Genomic DNA, 18,815 nt, shown 5'->3' on the forward strand with positions numbered 1-18,815 from the left:
CACCAAGAGGGAGCAGTGAAACACGTGGCAAAGCTCGTCATCGTCGAGTCGCCTGCCAAGGCCCGCACCATCGGCGGCTACCTCGGCAAGGACTACGTCGTCGAGTCCTCGATCGGTCACATCCGTGACCTTCCGAACAACGCGGCGGACACCCCGGCCAAGATCAAGGACAAGCCGTGGGGCCGCCTCGCGGTCGACGTCGACAACGGCTTCGAGCCCTACTACGTCGTGCCCCGCGACAAGAAGAGCCACATCGCCAAGCTGAAGAAGCTGGTCAAGGAGGCCGACGCCCTCTACCTCGCCACCGACGAGGACCGCGAGGGGGAGGCCATCGCCTGGCACCTGCTCGACGAGCTCAAGCCGCCGAAGGGCCTCCCGGTCCACCGGATGGTCTTCCACGAGATCACCAAGCCCGCGATCATCGCCGCGGTCGAGAACCCGCGCGAGATCAACGACGACCTCGTCGAGGCACAGGAGGCGCGCCGCATCCTGGACCGCCTCTACGGCTACGAGGTCTCCCCGGTGCTGTGGAAGAAGGTCATGTCCGGCCTGTCCGCCGGCCGCGTGCAGTCGGTGGCGACCCGCCTGGTCGTCGACCGCGAGCGCGAGCGGATGAAGTTCAAGGTCGCCTCCTACTGGGACCTCGACGCCACCTTCGACGCCGGCACCGGCCACGACCCGCGGATGTTCCCCGCCAAGCTCTACAGCGTCGACGACGTCCGCGTCGCCCGCGGTGCCGACTTCGACAACACCGGCGAGCTCAAGGGCCGGGCGGAGCGCGCCCACCTGAGCCGCGCCGACGCCGAGGCGCTGGCCGCCGGCCTCTCCGACACGGCGTACGACGTCCGCTCGGTCGAGTCCAAGCCCTACCGCCGCTCGCCCTACCCGCCGTTCCGCACCACGACCCTCCAGCAGGAGGCCTCGCGCAAGCTCGGGATGAGCGCCAGCGTGACCATGTCGGTCGCCCAGCGCCTCTACGAGAACGGCTACATCACCTACATGCGTACCGACTCCACGACCCTGTCGGGCGCGGCGGTCGGCGCGGCGCGCGACCAGGTCCGCGAGCTCTACGGCGCGGAGTACCTCCCCGACTCGCCGCGCACCTACACGTCCAAGGTCAAGAACGCCCAGGAGGCGCACGAGGCGATCCGCCCGGCCGGCGACACCTTCCGCACGCCGGCCCAGACCGGGCTGTCGGGCGAGCAGTTCCGCCTCTACGAGCTGATCTGGATGCGCACCGTCGCCTCCCAGATGAAGGACGCCACCGGCAACTCGGTGACCATCCGCCTCGGCGGTGCGGCCGCCGACGGCCGCGACGTCGTGTTCAGCGCCAGCGGCCGCACGATCACCTTCCACGGCTTCCTCAAGGCCTACGTCGAGGACATCGACGACGCCTCGAAGCGCCGCGACGACGCCGAGACCCGGCTGCCCAACCTCACCGAGGGTGCGGCGGTCTCCGTGGCCACGCTGTCGCCGGAGGGCCACGAGACCAAGCCGCCGGCCCGCTACACCGAGGCCACGCTGATCAAGGAGCTCGAGGACCGCGAGATCGGCCGCCCGTCGACCTACGCCTCGATCATCGGCACCATCCTCAACCGCGGCTACGTCTACAAGAAGGGCACCGCGCTGGTCCCGGCGTGGCTGGCGTTCTCGGTGGTCCGGCTGCTCGAGGAGCACTTCCCGCGCCAGGTGTCCTACGAGTTCACCGCCTCGATGGAGGACGTCCTCGACGACATCGCCGGCGGGCGCCGCGACCGGGTGACCGAGCTCGGCGAGTTCTACTACGGCGCCGGCGACGTGATCGGGCTCAAGACCCTCGTCACCGAGCTCGGCGACATCGACGCCAAGGAGATGGCGACCTTCCCGATCGGTGAGGGCATCGACCTGCGCGTGGGCCGCTACGGCCCCTACGTCGAGGGCCCCGGACCCGACGGCGGCGACGCCGCACCCGTGCGCGCCAACGTCCCCGACGACCTGCCGCCCGACGAGCTCACCGTGGCCAAGGCCAAGGAGCTGCTGGCCAACCCCGCCGGCGAGGAGCAGGTGATCGGCAACCACCCCGACACCGGCCTGCAGATCGTGGCCAAGAACGGTCGCTTCGGCCCGTACGTCACCGAGCTGCTGCCCGAGGACGCGCCCAAGTCGGCCAAGCCCCGCACCGGCTCGCTCTTCAAGTCGATGACGCTCGACACGGTCAGCCTCGAGCAGGCGGTCAAGCTGCTCGACCTGCCGCGCATCGTCGGCACCGACGACGACGGCACCGAGATCACCGCCCAGAACGGTCGCTACGGGCCGTACCTGAAGAAGGGCACCGACTCGCGCAGCCTGACGTCGGAGGACCAGATCTTCGACATCACCCTCGACCAGGCGAAGGCGATCTACGCCCAGCCCAAGCAGCGCGGGCGCGGCGCGGCCACGCCGCCGCTCAAGGAGCTCGGCAACGACCCGGTCTCGGGCCAGCCGGTCATCGTGAAGGCGGGTCGCTTCGGCGAGTACGTCACCGACGGCGAGTACAACGCGACCCTGCGCAAGGACGACACCGTCGAGTCGATCACCCTCGAGCGCGCCGCCGAGCTGCTCGCCGAGCGCCGCGAGCGCGGCCCGGCGAAGAAGGCGGCCAAGAAGGGCGCGAAGAAGGCACCCGCCAAGAAGACGGCCGCCAAGAAGACCCCGGCGAAGAAGACGGCTGCCAAGAAGACGGCTGCGAAGAAGACCACGGCGAAGAAGACGGCCGCCAAGAAGTCCTGACCCCGACAGTGGAGCGCAGGGCCCGACCTACGGGCCGCGCGCTCCACTGTCTCCGGCGACAGCGCGCCGCTACGCTCCCGCCATGGGGGACACGACGACGCTCGCGGCCGGGCCGGTGCGCGCACCGCACGACGAGTGGCTCGACCGACGGTGGCGTCTCATCGGCGCGCTGCTCGGCTCGCTGGCGGTGCTCACCGCGGCGCTGATGGTCACGACGGGCGTCCGGCCGGCGACCTACGGCGACCTGCTGTCGGACGTCGCGAGCGGCAAGGTCGACGAGGTCGCGGTGATCGGGGTCGACGACCCGCGGGCCGGCGACCGCGTGGAGGTGCGCTGGACCGTCTGGGCCGGTGTGCTCGACCAGTACGCCCAGGTCGAGATCGGCGACTCGCGCTCCTACGACGCGTGGGGCGAGGAGACCTACACGAGCTCGGGCGACCCCCGCGACACCCTGCGCTCCCTCCACCGCGGCCTGACCATCACGTCCGGCCCGCAGCCGAGGCCGACCTTCCTCTTTGCCGAGTGGGAGGTCCCCGGGGCGGTGGCGCTGCTGGCCATGGGCACCTGGCTCGGCACGCTCCTGCTCCTCGTGGGAGGTCCGCCGCCGTGGCGGGCGACCCGCTGGGCGTGGGCCTGGGCCGTCCTGCTCGGCGGGCCCCTCGGGGCGCTCGCCTTCCTGCTGCTCGGCGGACCGCTCGGCGTGCTGCGACCCGGGCAGGGGCACCGACGCGTCACCGGCGGCTGGGCGTTCCTGCTCTGCCTGTTGCTGCTCCCGCAGACGTGGAGCACCGGGTGGTAGGCGCAATTCATCCCTCGGTCGGTGTTTGGCGGGCGCTCGAGTTGGTTAGGTGGACAGCACGGCGGGACGCGTGACCATGGGGGGATCGCGCCGCCACGGAAGAGAGCGACGTCCCGATGGCCGCCACTGCCCTGACCGTCCGTGCTGCCGCGCTGGCACTCCTCGCGAGCCCGCTGCTGGCCCTCACCACCGCGTCACCCGCTGAGGCCGCGGTCACGGTCTACCCCGTCCCGACGAGCAGCGCGGGCCTCGGACGCATCACGACCGCTCCGGACGGCAGCATGTGGTTCCTGGAGGAGGACGCCAACAAGGTCGGCCGGATCACCACCTCCGGCCAGCTCCAGGAATTCGCCCTGCCGCCGACCGACTCGACGGTGGACGGACCGGCCAAGGGCATGGACGTCGGACCGGACGGCTCGGTCTGGGTGACCACCGAGCACGGTGAGAACCTGACCCGCCTGTCCGCCGCGGGCGCGCTGCTGAACAACTGGACGTTCGACAACTACGACGGCTGCGTCGGCGACTCGTGTCCCTACGGCGGTGAGGTACGCGTCGACCCGACCGGCACGGCTTGGGTGACGATGAACTACGGCAGCTCGTTCATCGCTGTGGCGAGCCCAACCTCGCGGCCAATCGCCTTCACGAACTCGCCGGAGTGCGACGACGTCCTGGGCGAGGCGGCCGACGGGTCGATGTGGTGCCAGAACGGCAGCGCCTCCGCGCAGGACACGATCACCCGCGTCGGCGCCGACGCCAACAGCGGCACGACCTACCCGCTGCCCAGCGACGCGACGTACCCGAACGCGCTGGCCGCCGGCCCGGTCGGCTCGATCTGGTTCACCCGCAGCAGCAGCGGCACGATGTTCACCAGCCCGAGCAACGGCTCGGTCGGCTACCTCGACGCCGCCAGTGGTGCGACGCAGATCTGGAAGACCGGCTCGCGCACCGCGCCGCAGGACCTGGTGAAGGGGCCCGACGGCCAGATGTGGTTCACCAACGGAGGTGCCGCCCCCGGGATCGGGCACATCTCGGCGACCGGCGTGGGCGCGATCAGCTCGGTGGGCAACTACGAGCCGACCTCGCTGACCTTCGGCGCCGACGGTGCGGTCTGGTTCACCGACGCCAAGAACAACGCGATCGTCCGGGTCACGACCGACCAGCTCGCGACCACCGACATCGACCTCGGCGACGGGGTCACGATGATCGCCCCGGGCACGACCGAGCCGCCCTCGCCGGGCGCTGCGTCGGTCGGCACGATCCCGAAGGTCAAGGGCGTCACCCCGGTCCGGCGCGGCAAGGTCGTCGTGCCGGTGAAGTGCCCGAAGGGCACCGCCGGAGGCTGCCGCGGACGCGTCGGTCTCGAGCTGGCCAAGGGCGGCAAGAGCCTCGGGAAGGCCAAGGCGTACGCCGTCAAGGCGGGCCGGAAGGCCAAGGTCACGGTCAAGCTCTCGAAGAAGGGCCTGAAGCGGCTGCGCCCCGGCAAGGTCGTGAAGGTCCGCGTCGAGCTCACCGCGAAGGGCTCGACGAAGGTGCTGGCCAAGCGGACCATCAAGGTCCGCCGAGCCGGCTGACCGGCGCTGTGGGCGCCCGCCCGTAGGGTGTCCGCGTGAACCCAGCGGTGTTTTCCGAGCGCGGGCTCTTCGTCTGCTTCGAGGGCGGCGAGGGGGCCGGCAAGTCGACCCAGTCGCGCCTGCTGCGCGACTGGCTGGTCGAGCGGGGCGAGACCGTGCTGCTGACCTTCGAGCCCGGCGACACCGCCGTCGGCAAGGAGCTGCGCCGGATCGTCCTCGACCCGGCCACGGGCGAGCTGTCGGACCGCACCGAGGCCCTGCTCTACGCCGCCGACAAGGCCGAGCACGTCGACCACGTCGTGCTCCCGGCGCTGGCGCGCGGCGAGGTGGTGATCACCGACCGGTACGTCGACTCGACCCTGGCCTACCAGGGTGCCGGCCGCACCCTCGACGTCGCCGAGGTCGAGGCGGTCGCCCGCTGGGCCACCGCCGACCTGCGCCCCCACCTGACCGTCGTCCTCGACCTCGAGCCCGAGACCGGGCTGGGCCGCTTCGAGGAGCGCGACCGGATCGAGGGGCAGTCGATGGAGTTCCACCAGCGGGTCCGGCAGGGCTTCCTCGACCTCGCGGCGGCCGACCCCGACCACTACCTCGTCCTCGACGCCCGCGCGCCCGTCGGCGCCATCGCTGACGCGATCCGGGCGCGCGTCACGCTCCTCCTGGAGCAGTCGTGAGCACCGCGACGCGGACCGTCTGGGAGGACCTGGTCGGCCAGCGCCCGGTCATCGACGTCCTCCAGCAGGCCGCCGCGGGCCACGGCATGACCCACGCCTGGCTGTTCACCGGTCCGCCCGGGTCGGGTCGCTCCAACGTGGCGCGCGCCTTCGCGGCGGCGCTGCAGTGCGCGACCGGCACCGGCTGCGGCTCGTGCGAGGCGTGCCGGCTGGTGTCGGCCGGCTCGCACCCCGACGTGACGCTGGTCCGGTCGGAGACCACCGTGCTCTACGTCGACGACATGCGCTCCCTGGTGCAGGCGTCGGCGAAGTTCCCCTCGATCGGGCGCTGGCAGATCATCCTCGTAGAAGACGCCGACCGGCTCGGCACGCCGGAGAACCCCCGCACCGGCAACGCGCTGCTCAAGGCGATCGAGGAGCCCACCCCGCGCACGCTCTGGCTGCTGTGCGCCCCGACCCGCGCCGACGTGCTGCCGACCATCGCGTCGCGCTCGCGGCACGTCACCCTCGCCACCCCCACCACCCCCGAGGTCACCGACTTCCTGGTCCGCCAGGGCATCGAGCCCGTCACGGCGTCGTTCGCCGCGCGCGCCAGCCAGGGCCACATCGGCCGGGCCCGGGCCCTCTGCACCGACGAGGACGCCCGGCGCCGGCGCCGCGAGGTGGTCTCGCTGCCGGCCCGGATGACCTCGATCGGCGCCGTGATGACGGCGGCCACCACGCTCGCCGAGATCGCCAAGGAGGAGACCGCGGCGATCACCGACCAGACCGAGCGCCGTGAGCTGGAGTCCCTGCAGTCGATCTTCGGCAGCGAGCGCAAGGACACCTCGAGCCGGGCCTACAGAGCGGCGCTGTCGTCGCTGGAGAAGCTCCAGAAGCAGAAGGCCAGGCGCCGCGTCCTCGACGTCATCGACCGGGCGCTGATGGACCTGGTCTCGGTCTACCGCGACGCGATCGCGCTGCGCGTCGGAGCACCCGGTGACCTGGTCAACGAGGAGATCCGCGGCGACGTCGAGGCCGTCGCGCGCTCCGCCTCGGCGGAGGAGCTGCTGCGGATGATCGACGCGGTGTTCACCGCCCGTGAGCAGATGCTGGAGTTCAACGTCCCGCCGCAGCTGGCGCTGGAGTCGATGGCGACCGCGCTGCGGCTGCCCGGAGGTCGCTCGTGAAGAAGGTCCTCGCGCTGGTCGCGGTGCTCGCCCTCGCCCTGTCGGCGTTCCTGGCCGTCGGCCTGTCGCTCGGGGGCGGGTCGTCCGACCCGTCGGACCCGTCCGGCGCCCGGCCCACGCCGTCGCCGACGACCCCGCCGCCGGCGTCGGTGACGCAGCCGCCCGAGCAGGGCCTCGCCGACGTCTACTCCCAGCGCATCGACTGGCAGCCCTGCGAGAGCAACGACGACCAGGACTGCGGCACCCTCACCGTGCCGGTCGACTACCGCGACCCGCAGGGCGAGACCATCGACCTCGCGCTGCTGCGCGTGCCGGCGCGCGGCGAGCGCGTCGGGTCGATGGTGGTCAACCCGGGCGGCCCCGGCGCGCCGGGGACGTCCTACGCCGCCGCGGCCGGGATGGTCTTCCGGGCGCCGCTGCTCGAGGCCTACGACGTCGTCGGCTTCGACCCGCGCGGCACCGGCCGCTCGGCGCCGGTCGACTGCCTCAGCGACGAGGAGCTCGACGCCTACGTCGCGGGCGACCCCACCCCGGACGACCCGGCCGAGGTCGCCGACTACCGCGACTCGGTGCTGGGGTTCGGGGCGTCCTGCCGGGCCAACAGCGGCCCGCTGCTCGCCCACGTCTCCACGATCGAGGCGGCGCGCGACATGGACGTGCTGCGCGCGGCGCTCGGCGAGGAGCGGCTGACCTACCTCGGCGCCTCCTACGGCACCAAGCTCGGCGCCACCTACGCCGAGCTGTTCCCGGAGCGGGTCGGGCGCTTCGTCCTCGACGGCGCCGTCGACGTCTCCCTCGACGCCGAGACGCTGTCGCTCGACCAGGCGGCCGGGTTCGAGACGGCTCTGCGCGCCTACGTCCAGAACTGCCTCGACTCCACCGACAACTGCTTCCTCGGCGACACGGTCGAGGAGGGGCTCACCACGATCACCGACCTGCTCGCCTCCGTCGAGGAGCAGCCGCTGCCCGCGGGCGACCGCGAGCTCGCAATCGGCAACGCGTTCTACGGGATCGTGGCGCCGCTCTACAACCGCGACTACTGGTTCCTGCTCAGCACCGCGCTGTCCTCCGCGCTGGAGGGCAACGGCTCGGCGCTGATGGACCTCTCCGACCTCTACGCCTCGCGCGGCGCCGACGGCAGCTACGACAACAACTCCATGGAGGCGATCTACGCGATCAACTGCCTCGACGACCCGACCTCGATCCCGTTCGGCCGGGTGCCGTCGAAGATCGCGGAGTTCGAGGAGGCCTCGCCGACCTTCGGAGACGTCTTCGCCTGGGGCCTCACCGGCTGCCGGGGCAGCCAGGTGCGCTCGAGCGAAGAGCCGCTCGACATCCGCGGCGAGGGCGCGGCACCCATCCTGGTGCTCGGCACCACCCGCGACCCGGCGACGCCGATGAAGTGGGCGGTCGCGCTGGCCGACCAGCTCGACTCCGGGGTGCTCGTCGAGCGCGACGGCGACGGCCACACGGCCTACAACTCCGGCAACGCGTGCATCGACACGACGGTCGAGGACTACCTCGTCGACGGGGTGGTCCCCGACGACGGCACCCGCTGCTGAGCAGCGGGCGCCGTCGGCGAGCGGGAGGGCTCAGCCCTCGAGCGCGGCGTCGAGCGTGATGTCGACGCCGGTGAGCGCCTTGCTGATCGGGCAGCTGGCCTTGGCCTTCTCGGCGGCGTCCTTGAAGCCGGCCTCGTCGAGGCCCTCGACCTCACCGCGGACGGTGAGGGTGATGCCGGTGAGCTTGAAGCCGCCGGCCTCCTTGTCCTCGCCCAGTGAGACGTCGGCCGTCACCTCGAGCGCCTGCGGCGTGCCGCCGGCCTCGGCGATGAGCGCGGAGAGCTGCATCGCGTAGCAGGAGGAGTGGGACGCAGCGATCAGCTCCTCGGGGCTGGTCGTCCCGCCGGCGTCCTCGGCGGCCCGCTTGGGGAACGAGACGTCGTACGTCCCGACGCCCGAGCTGGTGAGCTCGACCTGGCCGGAGCCGTCCTGCAGGCCGCCGTTCCAGGCAGTACGAGCGGAGCGTGTGGGCATGGATCCTCCTCGTTGAACGTTGGACAGTCCTCTCGACCCTAGCCAGCCTCACCACACCCCCACGGGCGCGCCGGCCGGTCGTGAGGAGGGCGTGATTTCGGTCCCGGGGCGGCGGCTCCGTATACTCGCCCGCGGCCCGTCGAGCAGCGCTCGGCAGCCACGCCGCCTTAGCTCAGTCGGTAGAGCGAGTCACTCGTAATGACTAGGTCGTCGGTTCGATTCCGACAGGCGGCTCTGACTCCCCCGGGGACCCGAGACCCCGGGGGAGTCTTCATGTCCGGGCTCACGCGGCGGTGAAGCGCCGGCGGTAGGACGTGGGGGTCGTGCCGTAGGCGGCGCCGAACCGCTGCCGGAACGTCACGACGCTGCCGAAGCCCGTGCGTCGCGCGATCGCCTCGACCGACAGCGTCGTGCGCTCGAGCAGCCGACGGGCCTCGTCCAGGCGCCGGCTCAGCAACCACCGGGCGGGGCTCGACCCGGTCGCCTCGGCGAAACGACGGGTGAAGTTGCGGGTGCTCATCCGGGCGTGGGCCGCCATGGTCGCGACGTCGATCGGTCGGTCGAGGTGCGCCAGGGCCCACTCCATCGTGTCCCCGAGCTGCCCGACCCCGCCGGGCTCGGGCATCGGTCGGTCGACGTACTGCGCCTGGCCGCCCTCGCGGTGCGGGGCGACGACGAGGTGGCGGGCCAGGGTCGCGGCCGCGTCGGACCCGAGCTCGCGCCGGACGACGTGCAGGCACGCGTCGAGGGAGGAGGCGGTCCCGGCCGAGGTGAGCACGTCGCCGTGGTCGACGTAGATCGCGTCGGCGTTGACGGCCACCGCAGGGTGCCGGGCCGCGAGCTCGTCGGCGGCGCTCCAGTGGGTGACCACGGAGCGCCCGTCGAGCAGCCCGGAGTCGACCAGGGGGAACGCGCCCAGGCACAGCCCCGCCAGCCGCGCGCCGCGGCCTGCGGCGTCGCTGATCGCGGTCGACACGGCGGCGTCGGGGCCGCGCAGGTCGGCGTGCCACGACGGGAAGACGAGCAGGTCGGCCTCCGCCGCGACGTCCGGACCGCGGAGATCGCCCACCGCGAGGCCCTCCGCCGTCGTCACGCGGGCCTCGGTGCTCCACACCACCGCCTGCCACGAGGCGCCGAGGCCGAGCCTGGCCACCTCGGAGAACACAGTGGTGGGGACGGCGAGGTGGAACATGCTGATCCCCTCGAAGGCGTGGATCGCGATCTTCATGGGCTTGTCCTGAAACCATCGATGGGCGGCATCTGCGCCACTCACGATAGCGCCGTGCAGGCCGGGAGACTCGGTGCGTACCCACACGAAGGAGCCCACCATGACCGGCACCCGCCGCGCCCTCGTCGTCGTCGACGTCCAGAACGAGTACTTCGACGGCATCCTCCAGGTCCAGTACCCGCCCCGCGACGAGACGCTCGCCAACATCACCCGGGCGATGGACCTCGCCGCCGAGCTCGACATCCCCGTCCTCGTGCTGCGGCACGAGCTGCCCGAGGGCGCCCCCGTCTTCGCGGTCGGCTCGCCGAGCTGGACCCTCCACCCCGAGGTCGAGCGTCGGGTGACGCCCGACGTCAAGGTCGCCTCGAAGAGCGAGAGCAGTGCCTTCACCGGCGACGGCGTCGCCGAGTGGCTGGCGTCGAAGCAGGTCGACACCCTCACGATCGTCGGTTACATGACCAACAACTGCGACATCGCGACCGCGGCGGACGCCGAGCCCCGGGGCATCGCCGCGGAGGTGCTCTCCGACGCGTCCGGCGCGATCCACCTCTCGAACGAGGCGGGCGACGTCGCGGCCGAGCAGCTGCACTCGACGCTGATGGTGCTGCTCCAGTCGAACTTCGCGGCGGTGGCCGACACCGACACGTGGGCCGAGGCGGCCCGCGCCGGCACCGCGCTGCCGAAGAGCGACCTCGGCACCTCCGCCACGCAGGGACGGGCCCGCTTCGGAGGCTGAGTTGCGTCCTGCGCGCCGTCGAGCGCCCAGCGCAACGATCTGCTTGCGCTCGTCGGCGCCCGGGCTCATCATCGAGGATGAGCATCAGCGCGTTCGACCTGTTCAAGGTCGGCATCGGCCCGTCGAGCTCGCACACGGTCGGACCGATGCGGGCGGCGTACCTCTTCGTCGAGGGGCTGCGGGCCGACGACCTGCTCGGCCGGGTCGCGCGCGTGCACGTCGAGCTGTTCGGCTCGCTCGGCGCGACCGGGCACGGGCACGGCAGCGTCAAGGCGGTCGTGCTCGGACTCGCCGGCGAGCAGCCGCACCTCGTGGACCCGGTGGCAGCCGACCCGCTGGTGCAGGACGTGCGCAGCACGCGGGTCCTGCACCTGGGCGGCAAGCACCCGATCGCCTTCGACGCCGACGAGGACGTCGTGATGCACCGGCGCAAGCGCCTGGAGTTCCACACCAACGGCATGGTCTTCGAGGCCCGCGACGCCGACGACGCGGTGCTGCGCCGGCGCGAGTACTACTCCGTCGGCGGCGGCTTCGTGCTCGACGAGGACGAGTGCGGCAACCCGGTGGTCGTGCCGGACGACACCCCGGTCCCGCACCCGTTCACCACCGCCGACGAGCTGCTCGCGATCACCCGCTCCACCGGCCTGCGGATCAGCGACGTGATGCTCGCCAACGAGCTGGTCCGCCGCTCGGAGGACGACGTGCGCCGCGAGCTGCTGGCGATCTGGCGGGTGATGCAGGAGTGCGTGGAGCGCGGCACCCGGACGACGGGGGTCCTGCCGGGCGGGCTCAAGGTGCGCCGCCGGGCCGCCGACCTGCGCGCCCGCCTCGAGAGCGACGCGACGGTCGGGATCGCCGACCCCCTCGAGGCGATGGAGTGGGTGACGGTCTACGCGCTGGCGGTCAACGAGGAGAACGCCGCGGGCGGCCGCGTCGTCACCGCCCCCACCAACGGCGCCGCCGGGATCGTGCCGGCCGTCCTGCACTACTACTGCCGGTTCGTCCCCGGCGCCGACGACGACGGGGTCGTCCGCTTCCTGCTCGCCGCGGCCGCGATCGGCCAGCTCTTCAAGGAGAACGCCTCGATCTCCGGCGCCGAGGTCGGCTGCCAGGGCGAGGTCGGGTCGGCCTGCTCGATGGCCGCGGGCGGGCTGGCCGAGGTGCTCGGCGGCACCCCCGAGCAGGTCGAGAACGCCGCCGAGATCGGCATCGAGCACAACCTCGGGCTGACCTGTGACCCCGTCGGCGGGCTCGTCCAGATCCCCTGCATCGAGCGCAACGCCGTCGCGTCGGTCAAGGCCATCACCGCCGCCCGGATGGCCGTGCGCGGCGACGGATCCCACCACGTCTCGCTCGACAAGGCGATCAAGACGATGCGCGAGACGGGGCGCGACATGAAGGACAAGTACAAGGAGACCGCGCGCGGAGGGCTGGCCCTCAACGTCGTGGAGTGCTGAGGTCGGGGGAGCCCCAGCCGAGCGGCGCGAGGTGCGAGGATGCGGGTCGTGAGGGTCGCCCTGCAGGTCACCTGCGTCAACGACGCGATGTTCCCCGACACGGGGAAGGCCGTCGTGCGCCTGCTCCGCCGGCTCGGGGTCGACGTCGACTTCCCGTCCGCGCAGACCTGCTGCGCGCAGCCGATGGTCAACACCGGCTACCTCGACGAGGCGGTGCCGGTCGTGCGGACCTTCGTCGACGCGTTCGCCGGCTACGACGCGATCGTGACGCCGTCGGGCTCCTGCGCGGGCTCGGCGCGCCACCAGCACGCGATCGTCGCCGAGCGCTCGGGCGACGCGGGCCTGGCGGCGGCGGTCGCGAAGACCGCGCCGCGGACCCACGAGCTCACCGAGTTCCTCGTCGACGTGCTCGGCGTGACCGACGTCGGGGCCTACTTCCCGCACCGGGTGACCTACCACCCGACCTGCCACAGCCTGCGGATGCTCGGCGTCGGCGACCGGCCGCGGCGGCTGCTCGAGGCGGTGCGCGGGCTCGAGCTGGTCGACCTGCCGCAGGCCGAGGAGTGCTGCGGGTTCGGTGGCACGTTCGCGGTCAAGAACGCCGACACGTCGGTCGCGATGGGTGCCGACAAGGCACGCCACGTCCGCGACACCGGGGCCGAGGTGCTGGTCGCGGGGGACAACTCGTGCCTGATGCACGTCGGCGGGATGCTGTCGCGCCAGCGCGCGGGCGTACGCGTCCTGCACCTCGCCGAGGTCCTGGCCAGCACCGAGGACGGTGCAGCGTGACCGGCACCTTCGTCGGCATGCCCGCCTTCCCGACCGCCGCCCGCGCGGCGCTCGGCGACACCCAGCTGCGCCGCAACCTCGCCCACGCCACGCACACCATCCGCGACAAGCGCGCCAAGGTCGTCGCCGAGGTCGAGGACTGGGAGGACCTGCGGCTCGCCGGGGCGGGGGTCAAGGAGGCCGCGCTGCGCGACCTCGCGACCCACCTCGAGACCCTTGAGGCCTCGCTGGTCCGCGCCGGCGCGACCGTCCACTGGGCCCGCGACGCCGAGGAGGCGTGCGCGATCGTGGCGCGGGTGGCCCACGACCACGGCGCGGACGAGGTGGTCAAGGTCAAGTCGATGGCGACCGCCGAGATCGGCCTCAACGAGGCCCTCGAGGCCGAGGGCATCGCCGCCTGGGAGACCGACCTGGCCGAGCTCATCGTCCAGCTCGGCGAGGACCTGCCGTCCCACATCCTGGTGCCGGCGATCCACCGCAACCGTGCCGAGGTGCGCGAGATCTTCCTGCGCCGGATGGCCGCCGTCGGGCGCCCGGCCCCGGCCGACCTCACCGACGAGCCCGCCGTCCTCGCCGGCGCGGCGCGCGAGCACCTGCGCGAGAAGTTCCTCCGCGCGAAGGTCGGCGTGAGCGGCGCCAACTTCGCGGTCGCCGACACCGGCACCCTCGTCGTCGTCGAGTCCGAGGGCAACGGCCGGATGTGCCTGACCCTGCCCGACGTGCTGGTCAGCGTCGTCGGCATCGAGAAGGTCGTCGCCACCTGGTCCGACCTCGACCCGATGCTGCGGCTGCTCCCGCGCTCGTCGACGGGCGAGCGGATGAACCCCTACACCTCGACGTGGTCGGGCGTGACGCCCGGCGACGGTCCGCAGGAGGTCCACGTCGTGCTGCTCGACAACGGCCGCACCCGGGCGCTCGCCGACGACGTCGGCCGGCAGGCGCTGCGGTGCATCCGCTGCTCGGCGTGCCTCAACGTCTGCCCGGTCTACGAGCGGGTCGGCGGCCACGCCTACGGCTCGGTCTACCCCGGCCCGATCGGCGCGATCCTCAACCCGCTGCTGCGCGGGGTCTCCGACGAGCAGACCGCCTCGCTGCCCTACGCCTCGTCGCTGTGCGGGGCCTGCTTCGAGGTCTGCCCGGTCCGGATCGACATCCCGTCGGTGCTGGTCGACCAGCGCGCCGCGGTGGTGGACTCCCACCGTGGCGACCGGGTGCCGAAGGCCGAGGCGGTCGCCATGCGGGCCGCCGCCTGGGCGTTCTCCGACGCGCGCCGGCTGGCGTGGGCCGAGAAGGCGTCCGGCCTGGGCGGTCGCGTCCTGCGCCGCTTCGGTCGTACGTCCCTGCCCGGCGGTCGCGCCGCCGCCGGGCGCCTGCCGGGGCCGGGGGCCGCGTGGACCGGCGCCCGCGACCTGCCCGCGCCGCCGGAGGAGTCGTTCCGCGCGTGGTGGGACCGCACCGACGGCGGCCGTCACGAGGGGGAGGGGCCGGAGTGAGCGCCCGCGACGACATCCTGCGGCGGGTCCGCTCCGCCCTCGACGGCGTGTCGCCCGTGACCGACCTCCCTCCGGCCCCCCGCGCGCCGGACCGGGGCGACCTGGTCGCCCTGTTCGCCGAGCGGGTGGAGGACTACCGCGCCGTCGTCACCCGCTGCGCGCCCGACGACCTGGCGGGCGTCGTGGCCGAGGCGCTCGGGACGGCCCGCGCCGTCGTGCCGCCGGGCCTCGGGCTGGACGTCGCCGGCTCGGTCGTCGACGACGGCCTCAGCGCCGCCGACCTCGACGCCCTCGACGCCGTCGTCACCCGCGCCGCCGTCGGGATCGCGGAGACCGGCACCATCGTGCTCGACCACCGGCCCGACCAGGGCCGGCGCGCGATCACGCTGGTGCCCGACCTGCACGTGTGCGTCGTCGACGCCTCGCAGGTGGTCGCCGACGTCCCCGACGCGCTCGCGCTCCTGGACCCGTCGCGACCGCTGACCTGGATCAGCGGGCCCTCGGCCACCAGCGACATCGAGCTCGACCGGGTCGAGGGCGTCCACGGGCCGCGGACGCTGCACGTGGTGCTGGTGGGCTGAGGACGGGTCCGCTCACGCCACGACGAGCACCGCGACCACGACGACCAGCACCGCCACGGCCAGGGCGCCGTCCGTGCGGTCGAGCCGGACCGGACGCCAGGTCGTCCGCGGGCCGACACCCAGCCCCCGCGACTCGAGGGCCTGCGCGGTGCGCTCCCCGCGGCGTACGCACACCACGAGCAGCGCGAACGACGCCCGGACGGAGCCGCGCCAGGCGGGGCGCGGTCGACCGTCCGCGCGCGTCGGCGCCCGCACCGCGTGGGCCATCCGGATCGTCTGCCACTCGCGCGGCAGGTCGTGCAGGAGGCGGTGCCCGGCGAGCAGCGCGTGGGTGACCCGCGGGCTGACGCGGGCGTGCTGCTGCAGGCTGGTCATCAGGTCGACCGGGTCGGTCGAGGTGATGAAGCCGACGGCGAGCACCCCGACCAGCAGGGTGCGGGCGGCCAGGGCCGCGCCCACCGACAGCCCGTCGTCCGGGCGGCTCACCACGTTGACGAGGAGGACGCCGGAGGCGAACGCCGCGAAGGGGAGGTGGGCGAGCGCGAGCGTGCGCCAGGGCAGGCGGGTGCCGAGGCGTACGCCGACCAGCGCGAGCAGGTAGAGCGTGACCGGCGGTGCGGGGCGGAGGACGAAGGTCACCGCGAGCGAGACGGCGAACGCGAGGGCGAGCTTGACGGTCGGGTTGCGGCGCCCGAGCCACGAGTCGGACGCGGTGACCCGGGGGAGCAGCGCGCTCACCGCTGCGCCGCCCGCCAGCGGAGCAGCGGAGGCAGCTCGAGCCGCGCGTGGGACAGCGCGGCCGCGTCGCGCAGCACCTCCCACGTCGGGCCGCACGCGACGACCCGCCCGCCCGCGAGCACGACCAGCCGGTCGGCCACCGCGGCGACGGTGCGCAGGTCGTGGCTGGCGAGCAGCACCGCCCGTCCCTCGTCGGCCTCCTGCCGGAGCGCCCGAGCGGTCGCGACCGTGTCGGCGCGGTCGAGGCCGAGCGTGGGCTCGTCGAGCAGGAGGACCGGACGGTCGTGGGCGAGCATGCCGGCCAGGCTGAGTCGGCGCTTCTCGCCGCCGGAGAGGCGGTACGGGCTCTGGGCCGCCAGAGCGTCGAGCCCGAAGCGTCCCAGCTGTCGCGCCCGGGTGGCCTCCCGGTCGGACCGCACCCCGTGCACCACGTCGTCGGCGACCGTGGCCGCGCAGAACTGGTGCTCCGGGTTCTGGAAGACCAGCCCCGCCCGCGGCCCGGTCACCGTGCCGGTCACCGGGGGCACCAGGCCGGCGAGGGTGAGCAGCAGGGTGGACTTGCCGGCGCCGTTGGCGCCGAGCAGGCCGACGACCTCGCCGGCGCGCAGGTCGAGGTCGACGTCGGCGAGCACCGGCGCGGCGCCCCGTCCCACGGCGAGCCGCCGCGCGGCGAGCACGACCTCGCCCGGGTCGCCGGCGTCGCCTCGGCGGGCATCGTGGTGCTGGCGGGCGAGGTGGTCGCGGTTGGCCGGGTGGGCCAGCCCGCCGGCCGCGCCGGTGACCGCGTGCAGCTCGGCGTCGAGCGGCAGCCAGCAGCCGGCGGCGTGGAGCGCCCGCGAGTGGGAGAGCAGCAGGTCGCCGGTCGCGCCCGCGGCGACCTGCCGGCCGGCGCGGTCGAGGACGACGGCGTGGCCCGGCAGCCCGGCGCCGTCGGCCCCGCCGAGCTCGTCGAGGCGGTGCTCGACCAGCAGGACCGTCGGCCGGTCGCGGGCGGCCAGCACCCGTCGTACGGCCGCGACCCCCTCGGCGTCGAGCATCGAGGTCGGCTCGTCGAGCAGCAGCACCTCCGGCTCCGCCACGAGCGCCGCCGCGACCGACACCCGCTGCAGCTCGCCGCCGGAGAGCGTCTCGAGCCGCCGCGACCCGAGGTGCGGGGCGCCCACCGCCTCGAGGGAGGCGTCGACGCGACCGGCGATGCGCTCCGGCGCGACGGCCCGGTTCTCCAGGGGCAGGGCGACCTCCCGGTCGACCGACGGCATCGTCACGCCAGCGGCGGGGTCCTGCGACACGAGCCCGACGTGGCGCGACAGCTGCACCACGGAGTGGTCGCGGGTGTCGAGCCCGCACACGGCGACCCGGCCCTCGACGGTCGCGTGGACCGAGTGCGGCACGTGGCCCGCGACGGCGTGGAGCAGCGTGGTCTTGCCCGACCCGGTCGGCCCGAGGACGACGACGTCGCCCCCGCGCTCGACGCGCAGCGCGTCGACACCCAGCACCGGCTCGGGCCGTCGCGGGAACCGCACCCGCAGGCCGTCGACCTCGACCAGCGTCACGGCGTGGCCCGGACCGGGTGCTCGTCGCGCGCGATCGCGTGGTTGTCGAGCACGCCGGTGCGCAGCAGCGCGTCGACGACGACCTTCGCGAGCAGGCCGCCGAGCACCACGCCGGACGCCAGCTGGAGCCCCAGGCGCAGGGCGAGGAGGTCCTGTCCGAACCAGTCGAAGCGCACCGCGGAGAACACGAAGACCAGACCCGCGCCGCACAGGCCGGAGAGCGCGTAGGTGGCCCAGCCGGGCGCGCGGTAGCGACGCAGCGCGAACGGCAGCTCGCTCCCGGCGCCTTGGATCGCCGCGGCGAGGATCAGCATCGGCCCGACGGGCGAGCCGAGGAAGACCACCTCGACCACGGACGCGAGCACCTCGGCCAGCACGCCCGCGAACGGCCGGCGCACGATCGCGAGCACGATCGGGGCGACGAGGAGCCAGCCGCCCAGCAGGACGTGCTGGGCGAGGTCGCCCGCGGGGCCCATCAGCAGCGCGAGGCCGGTCCACGCCTGGACGAGCGCCCAGTAGAGGAAGCCGAACACCACGCCGAGGACCACCATCAGCACCAGGTCGCGCATCGCCCACGCGGGACGTCGGTCCGTGCTCATGCCGTCACCGTGCTGGGCGAGCCGACCGAGACCGTGAGGTGCGTGACCACGTGCGCGACCTCGGCGCCGACCCCGGCCCACGCGTCGGCCGCCGTTGCGAGCACCTCTGCGACGTCGCCGGCGAGGCGGGTGGCGTAGTGGGCGGGCGCGACCGCGGTGCCCCGCCGCCGGGCTGCCTCGATCGCCGCCTCGATCGGCACCATGTGGTCGCCGCCGCCGGACCCGCCGTCGAGCAGCGGGTAGAGCGACCACTGGGCGACCGCCTGCACGCCGGTGGGCTCGAGCCGCACCGGCGCGACGCGCGGCAGCGTGACGGCGCCGAGGTCGCAGGTCGCCTCGCCTGGGCACCCGCGGGAGAGCAGGACGTGGGCGACCACGTGGCCGCCGCCGGAGCGGCGGTGGGCGGCGGCGAGGACGTGGGCGACGTACCCGACGATGCGCTGCTCGGCCAGGTCGTCGGTGGAGCCGACGTAGGTGCTGACGTCGTCGGTCTCGAGGACGAGGCCGTCGGCGAGCCCGGCGGCCTCGGCGTCGGCGAGGGCGCCGAGGATCACCTCGACGAAGTCGTCGCAGTGCGGGTGGACGCTCAGGCGGGCGCCGACGCCGAGCGTGCGGGGATGGGCGGTCGTGCTGGTGGTCACGGT

At 73.6% G+C, this 18,815-nt stretch carries 17 protein-coding genes and 1 tRNA gene; 12 read left to right on the top strand and 6 right to left on the bottom strand.

Features of this window, described 5'->3' with window-relative positions; genetic code table 11:
* The first annotated feature begins 24 nt into the window (after positions 1-24).
* From topA to LN652_RS15270, 6 genes are all read left to right on the top strand, one after another.
* On the top strand, positions 25-2,748 hold the full coding sequence (gene topA / locus LN652_RS15245) for a type I DNA topoisomerase (RefSeq protein ID WP_230441461.1): 2,724 nt from the start codon (positions 25-27) through the stop codon (positions 2,746-2,748).
* 82 nt (positions 2,749-2,830) lie between these two features.
* On the top strand, positions 2,831-3,547 hold the full coding sequence (locus LN652_RS15250) for a hypothetical protein (RefSeq protein WP_230441462.1): 717 nt from the start codon (positions 2,831-2,833) through the stop codon (positions 3,545-3,547).
* 116 nt (positions 3,548-3,663) lie between these two features.
* Positions 3,664-5,118, top strand: coding sequence for a Vgb family protein (locus tag LN652_RS15255; protein WP_230441463.1), 1,455 nt, complete (start codon positions 3,664-3,666; stop codon positions 5,116-5,118).
* Between the two features lie 35 nt (positions 5,119-5,153).
* The gene (gene tmk, locus LN652_RS15260; RefSeq protein WP_230441464.1) at positions 5,154-5,792 is read left to right on the top strand and encodes a dTMP kinase; all 639 of its coding nucleotides are present in this window, start codon (positions 5,154-5,156) and stop codon (positions 5,790-5,792) included.
* On the top strand, positions 5,789-6,961 hold the full coding sequence (locus tag LN652_RS15265) for a DNA polymerase III subunit delta' (RefSeq protein ID WP_230441465.1): 1,173 nt from the start codon (positions 5,789-5,791) through the stop codon (positions 6,959-6,961). The genes tmk and LN652_RS15265 overlap by 4 nt, the downstream gene beginning before the upstream one ends.
* A complete protein-coding gene (locus LN652_RS15270) occupies positions 6,958-8,523 on the top strand; it encodes an alpha/beta hydrolase (RefSeq protein ID WP_230441466.1) in 1,566 nt (521 codons plus the stop codon). Before LN652_RS15265 ends, LN652_RS15270 begins: the two co-directional genes overlap by 4 nt.
* Before the next feature lie 30 nt (positions 8,524-8,553).
* Here LN652_RS15270 and LN652_RS15275 read toward each other — a convergent pair whose 3' ends face one another.
* Entirely contained in the window at positions 8,554-8,997 is a 444-nt protein-coding gene (locus tag LN652_RS15275) for an OsmC family peroxiredoxin (protein WP_230441467.1), read from the bottom strand.
* Positions 8,998-9,158: 161 nt separating this feature from the next.
* On the opposite strand from LN652_RS15275, the gene LN652_RS15280 reads away from it, so the two are divergent.
* Positions 9,159-9,231 (top strand) — tRNA-Thr (locus tag LN652_RS15280).
* 49 nt (positions 9,232-9,280) lie between these two features.
* On the opposite strand, the gene LN652_RS15285 is transcribed toward LN652_RS15280, so the two are convergent.
* The gene (locus LN652_RS15285; RefSeq protein WP_230441468.1) at positions 9,281-10,225 is read right to left on the bottom strand and encodes a GlxA family transcriptional regulator; all 945 of its coding nucleotides are present in this window, start codon (positions 10,223-10,225) and stop codon (positions 9,281-9,283) included.
* 100 nt (positions 10,226-10,325) lie between these two features.
* Between LN652_RS15285 and LN652_RS15290 the strand changes: the two genes are divergently transcribed.
* The 5 genes from LN652_RS15290 (at position 10,326) to LN652_RS15310 (ending at position 15,281) form a co-directional block, all read left to right on the top strand.
* Positions 10,326-10,961: an isochorismatase family protein gene (locus LN652_RS15290; RefSeq protein WP_230441469.1), complete on the top strand. Its 636-nt coding sequence runs from the start codon at positions 10,326-10,328 to the stop codon at positions 10,959-10,961.
* 77 nt (positions 10,962-11,038) lie between these two features.
* The gene (locus LN652_RS15295; RefSeq protein WP_230441470.1) at positions 11,039-12,418 is read left to right on the top strand and encodes an L-serine ammonia-lyase; all 1,380 of its coding nucleotides are present in this window, start codon (positions 11,039-11,041) and stop codon (positions 12,416-12,418) included.
* A gap of 39 nt (positions 12,419-12,457) precedes the next feature.
* A complete protein-coding gene (locus tag LN652_RS15300) occupies positions 12,458-13,207 on the top strand; it encodes a (Fe-S)-binding protein (protein WP_407941502.1) in 750 nt (249 codons plus the stop codon).
* Between the two features lie 17 nt (positions 13,208-13,224).
* The gene (locus LN652_RS15305) at positions 13,225-14,700 is read left to right on the top strand and encodes a lactate utilization protein B (RefSeq protein WP_230444756.1); all 1,476 of its coding nucleotides are present in this window, start codon (positions 13,225-13,227) and stop codon (positions 14,698-14,700) included.
* Entirely contained in the window at positions 14,697-15,281 is a 585-nt protein-coding gene (locus LN652_RS15310) for a LutC/YkgG family protein (protein ID WP_230441471.1), read from the top strand. The genes LN652_RS15305 and LN652_RS15310 overlap by 4 nt, the downstream gene beginning before the upstream one ends.
* A 12-nt stretch (positions 15,282-15,293) precedes the next feature.
* Here LN652_RS15310 and LN652_RS15315 read toward each other — a convergent pair whose 3' ends face one another.
* From LN652_RS15315 to LN652_RS15330, 4 genes are read right to left on the bottom strand one after another with little or no spacing between them, the layout of a single operon-like run.
* A complete protein-coding gene (locus LN652_RS15315) occupies positions 15,294-16,019 on the bottom strand; it encodes an energy-coupling factor transporter transmembrane component T family protein (protein ID WP_230441472.1) in 726 nt (241 codons plus the stop codon).
* The gene (locus LN652_RS15320; RefSeq protein ID WP_230441473.1) at positions 16,016-17,572 is read right to left on the bottom strand and encodes an ABC transporter ATP-binding protein; all 1,557 of its coding nucleotides are present in this window, start codon (positions 17,570-17,572) and stop codon (positions 16,016-16,018) included. Before LN652_RS15320 ends, LN652_RS15315 begins: the two co-directional genes overlap by 4 nt.
* Positions 17,569-18,171: an ECF transporter S component gene (locus tag LN652_RS15325; RefSeq protein WP_230441474.1), complete on the bottom strand. Its 603-nt coding sequence runs from the start codon at positions 18,169-18,171 to the stop codon at positions 17,569-17,571. The genes LN652_RS15320 and LN652_RS15325 overlap by 4 nt, the downstream gene beginning before the upstream one ends.
* On the bottom strand, positions 18,168-18,812 hold the full coding sequence (locus tag LN652_RS15330) for a Ykof family thiamine-binding protein (RefSeq protein ID WP_230441475.1): 645 nt from the start codon (positions 18,810-18,812) through the stop codon (positions 18,168-18,170). Before LN652_RS15330 ends, LN652_RS15325 begins: the two co-directional genes overlap by 4 nt.
* Positions 18,813-18,815 lie beyond the last annotated feature (3 nt).

Origin of the sequence: Nocardioides okcheonensis, assembly GCF_020991065.1 — a bacterium.
Classification (GTDB): domain Bacteria; phylum Actinomycetota; class Actinomycetes; order Propionibacteriales; family Nocardioidaceae; genus Nocardioides; species Nocardioides okcheonensis.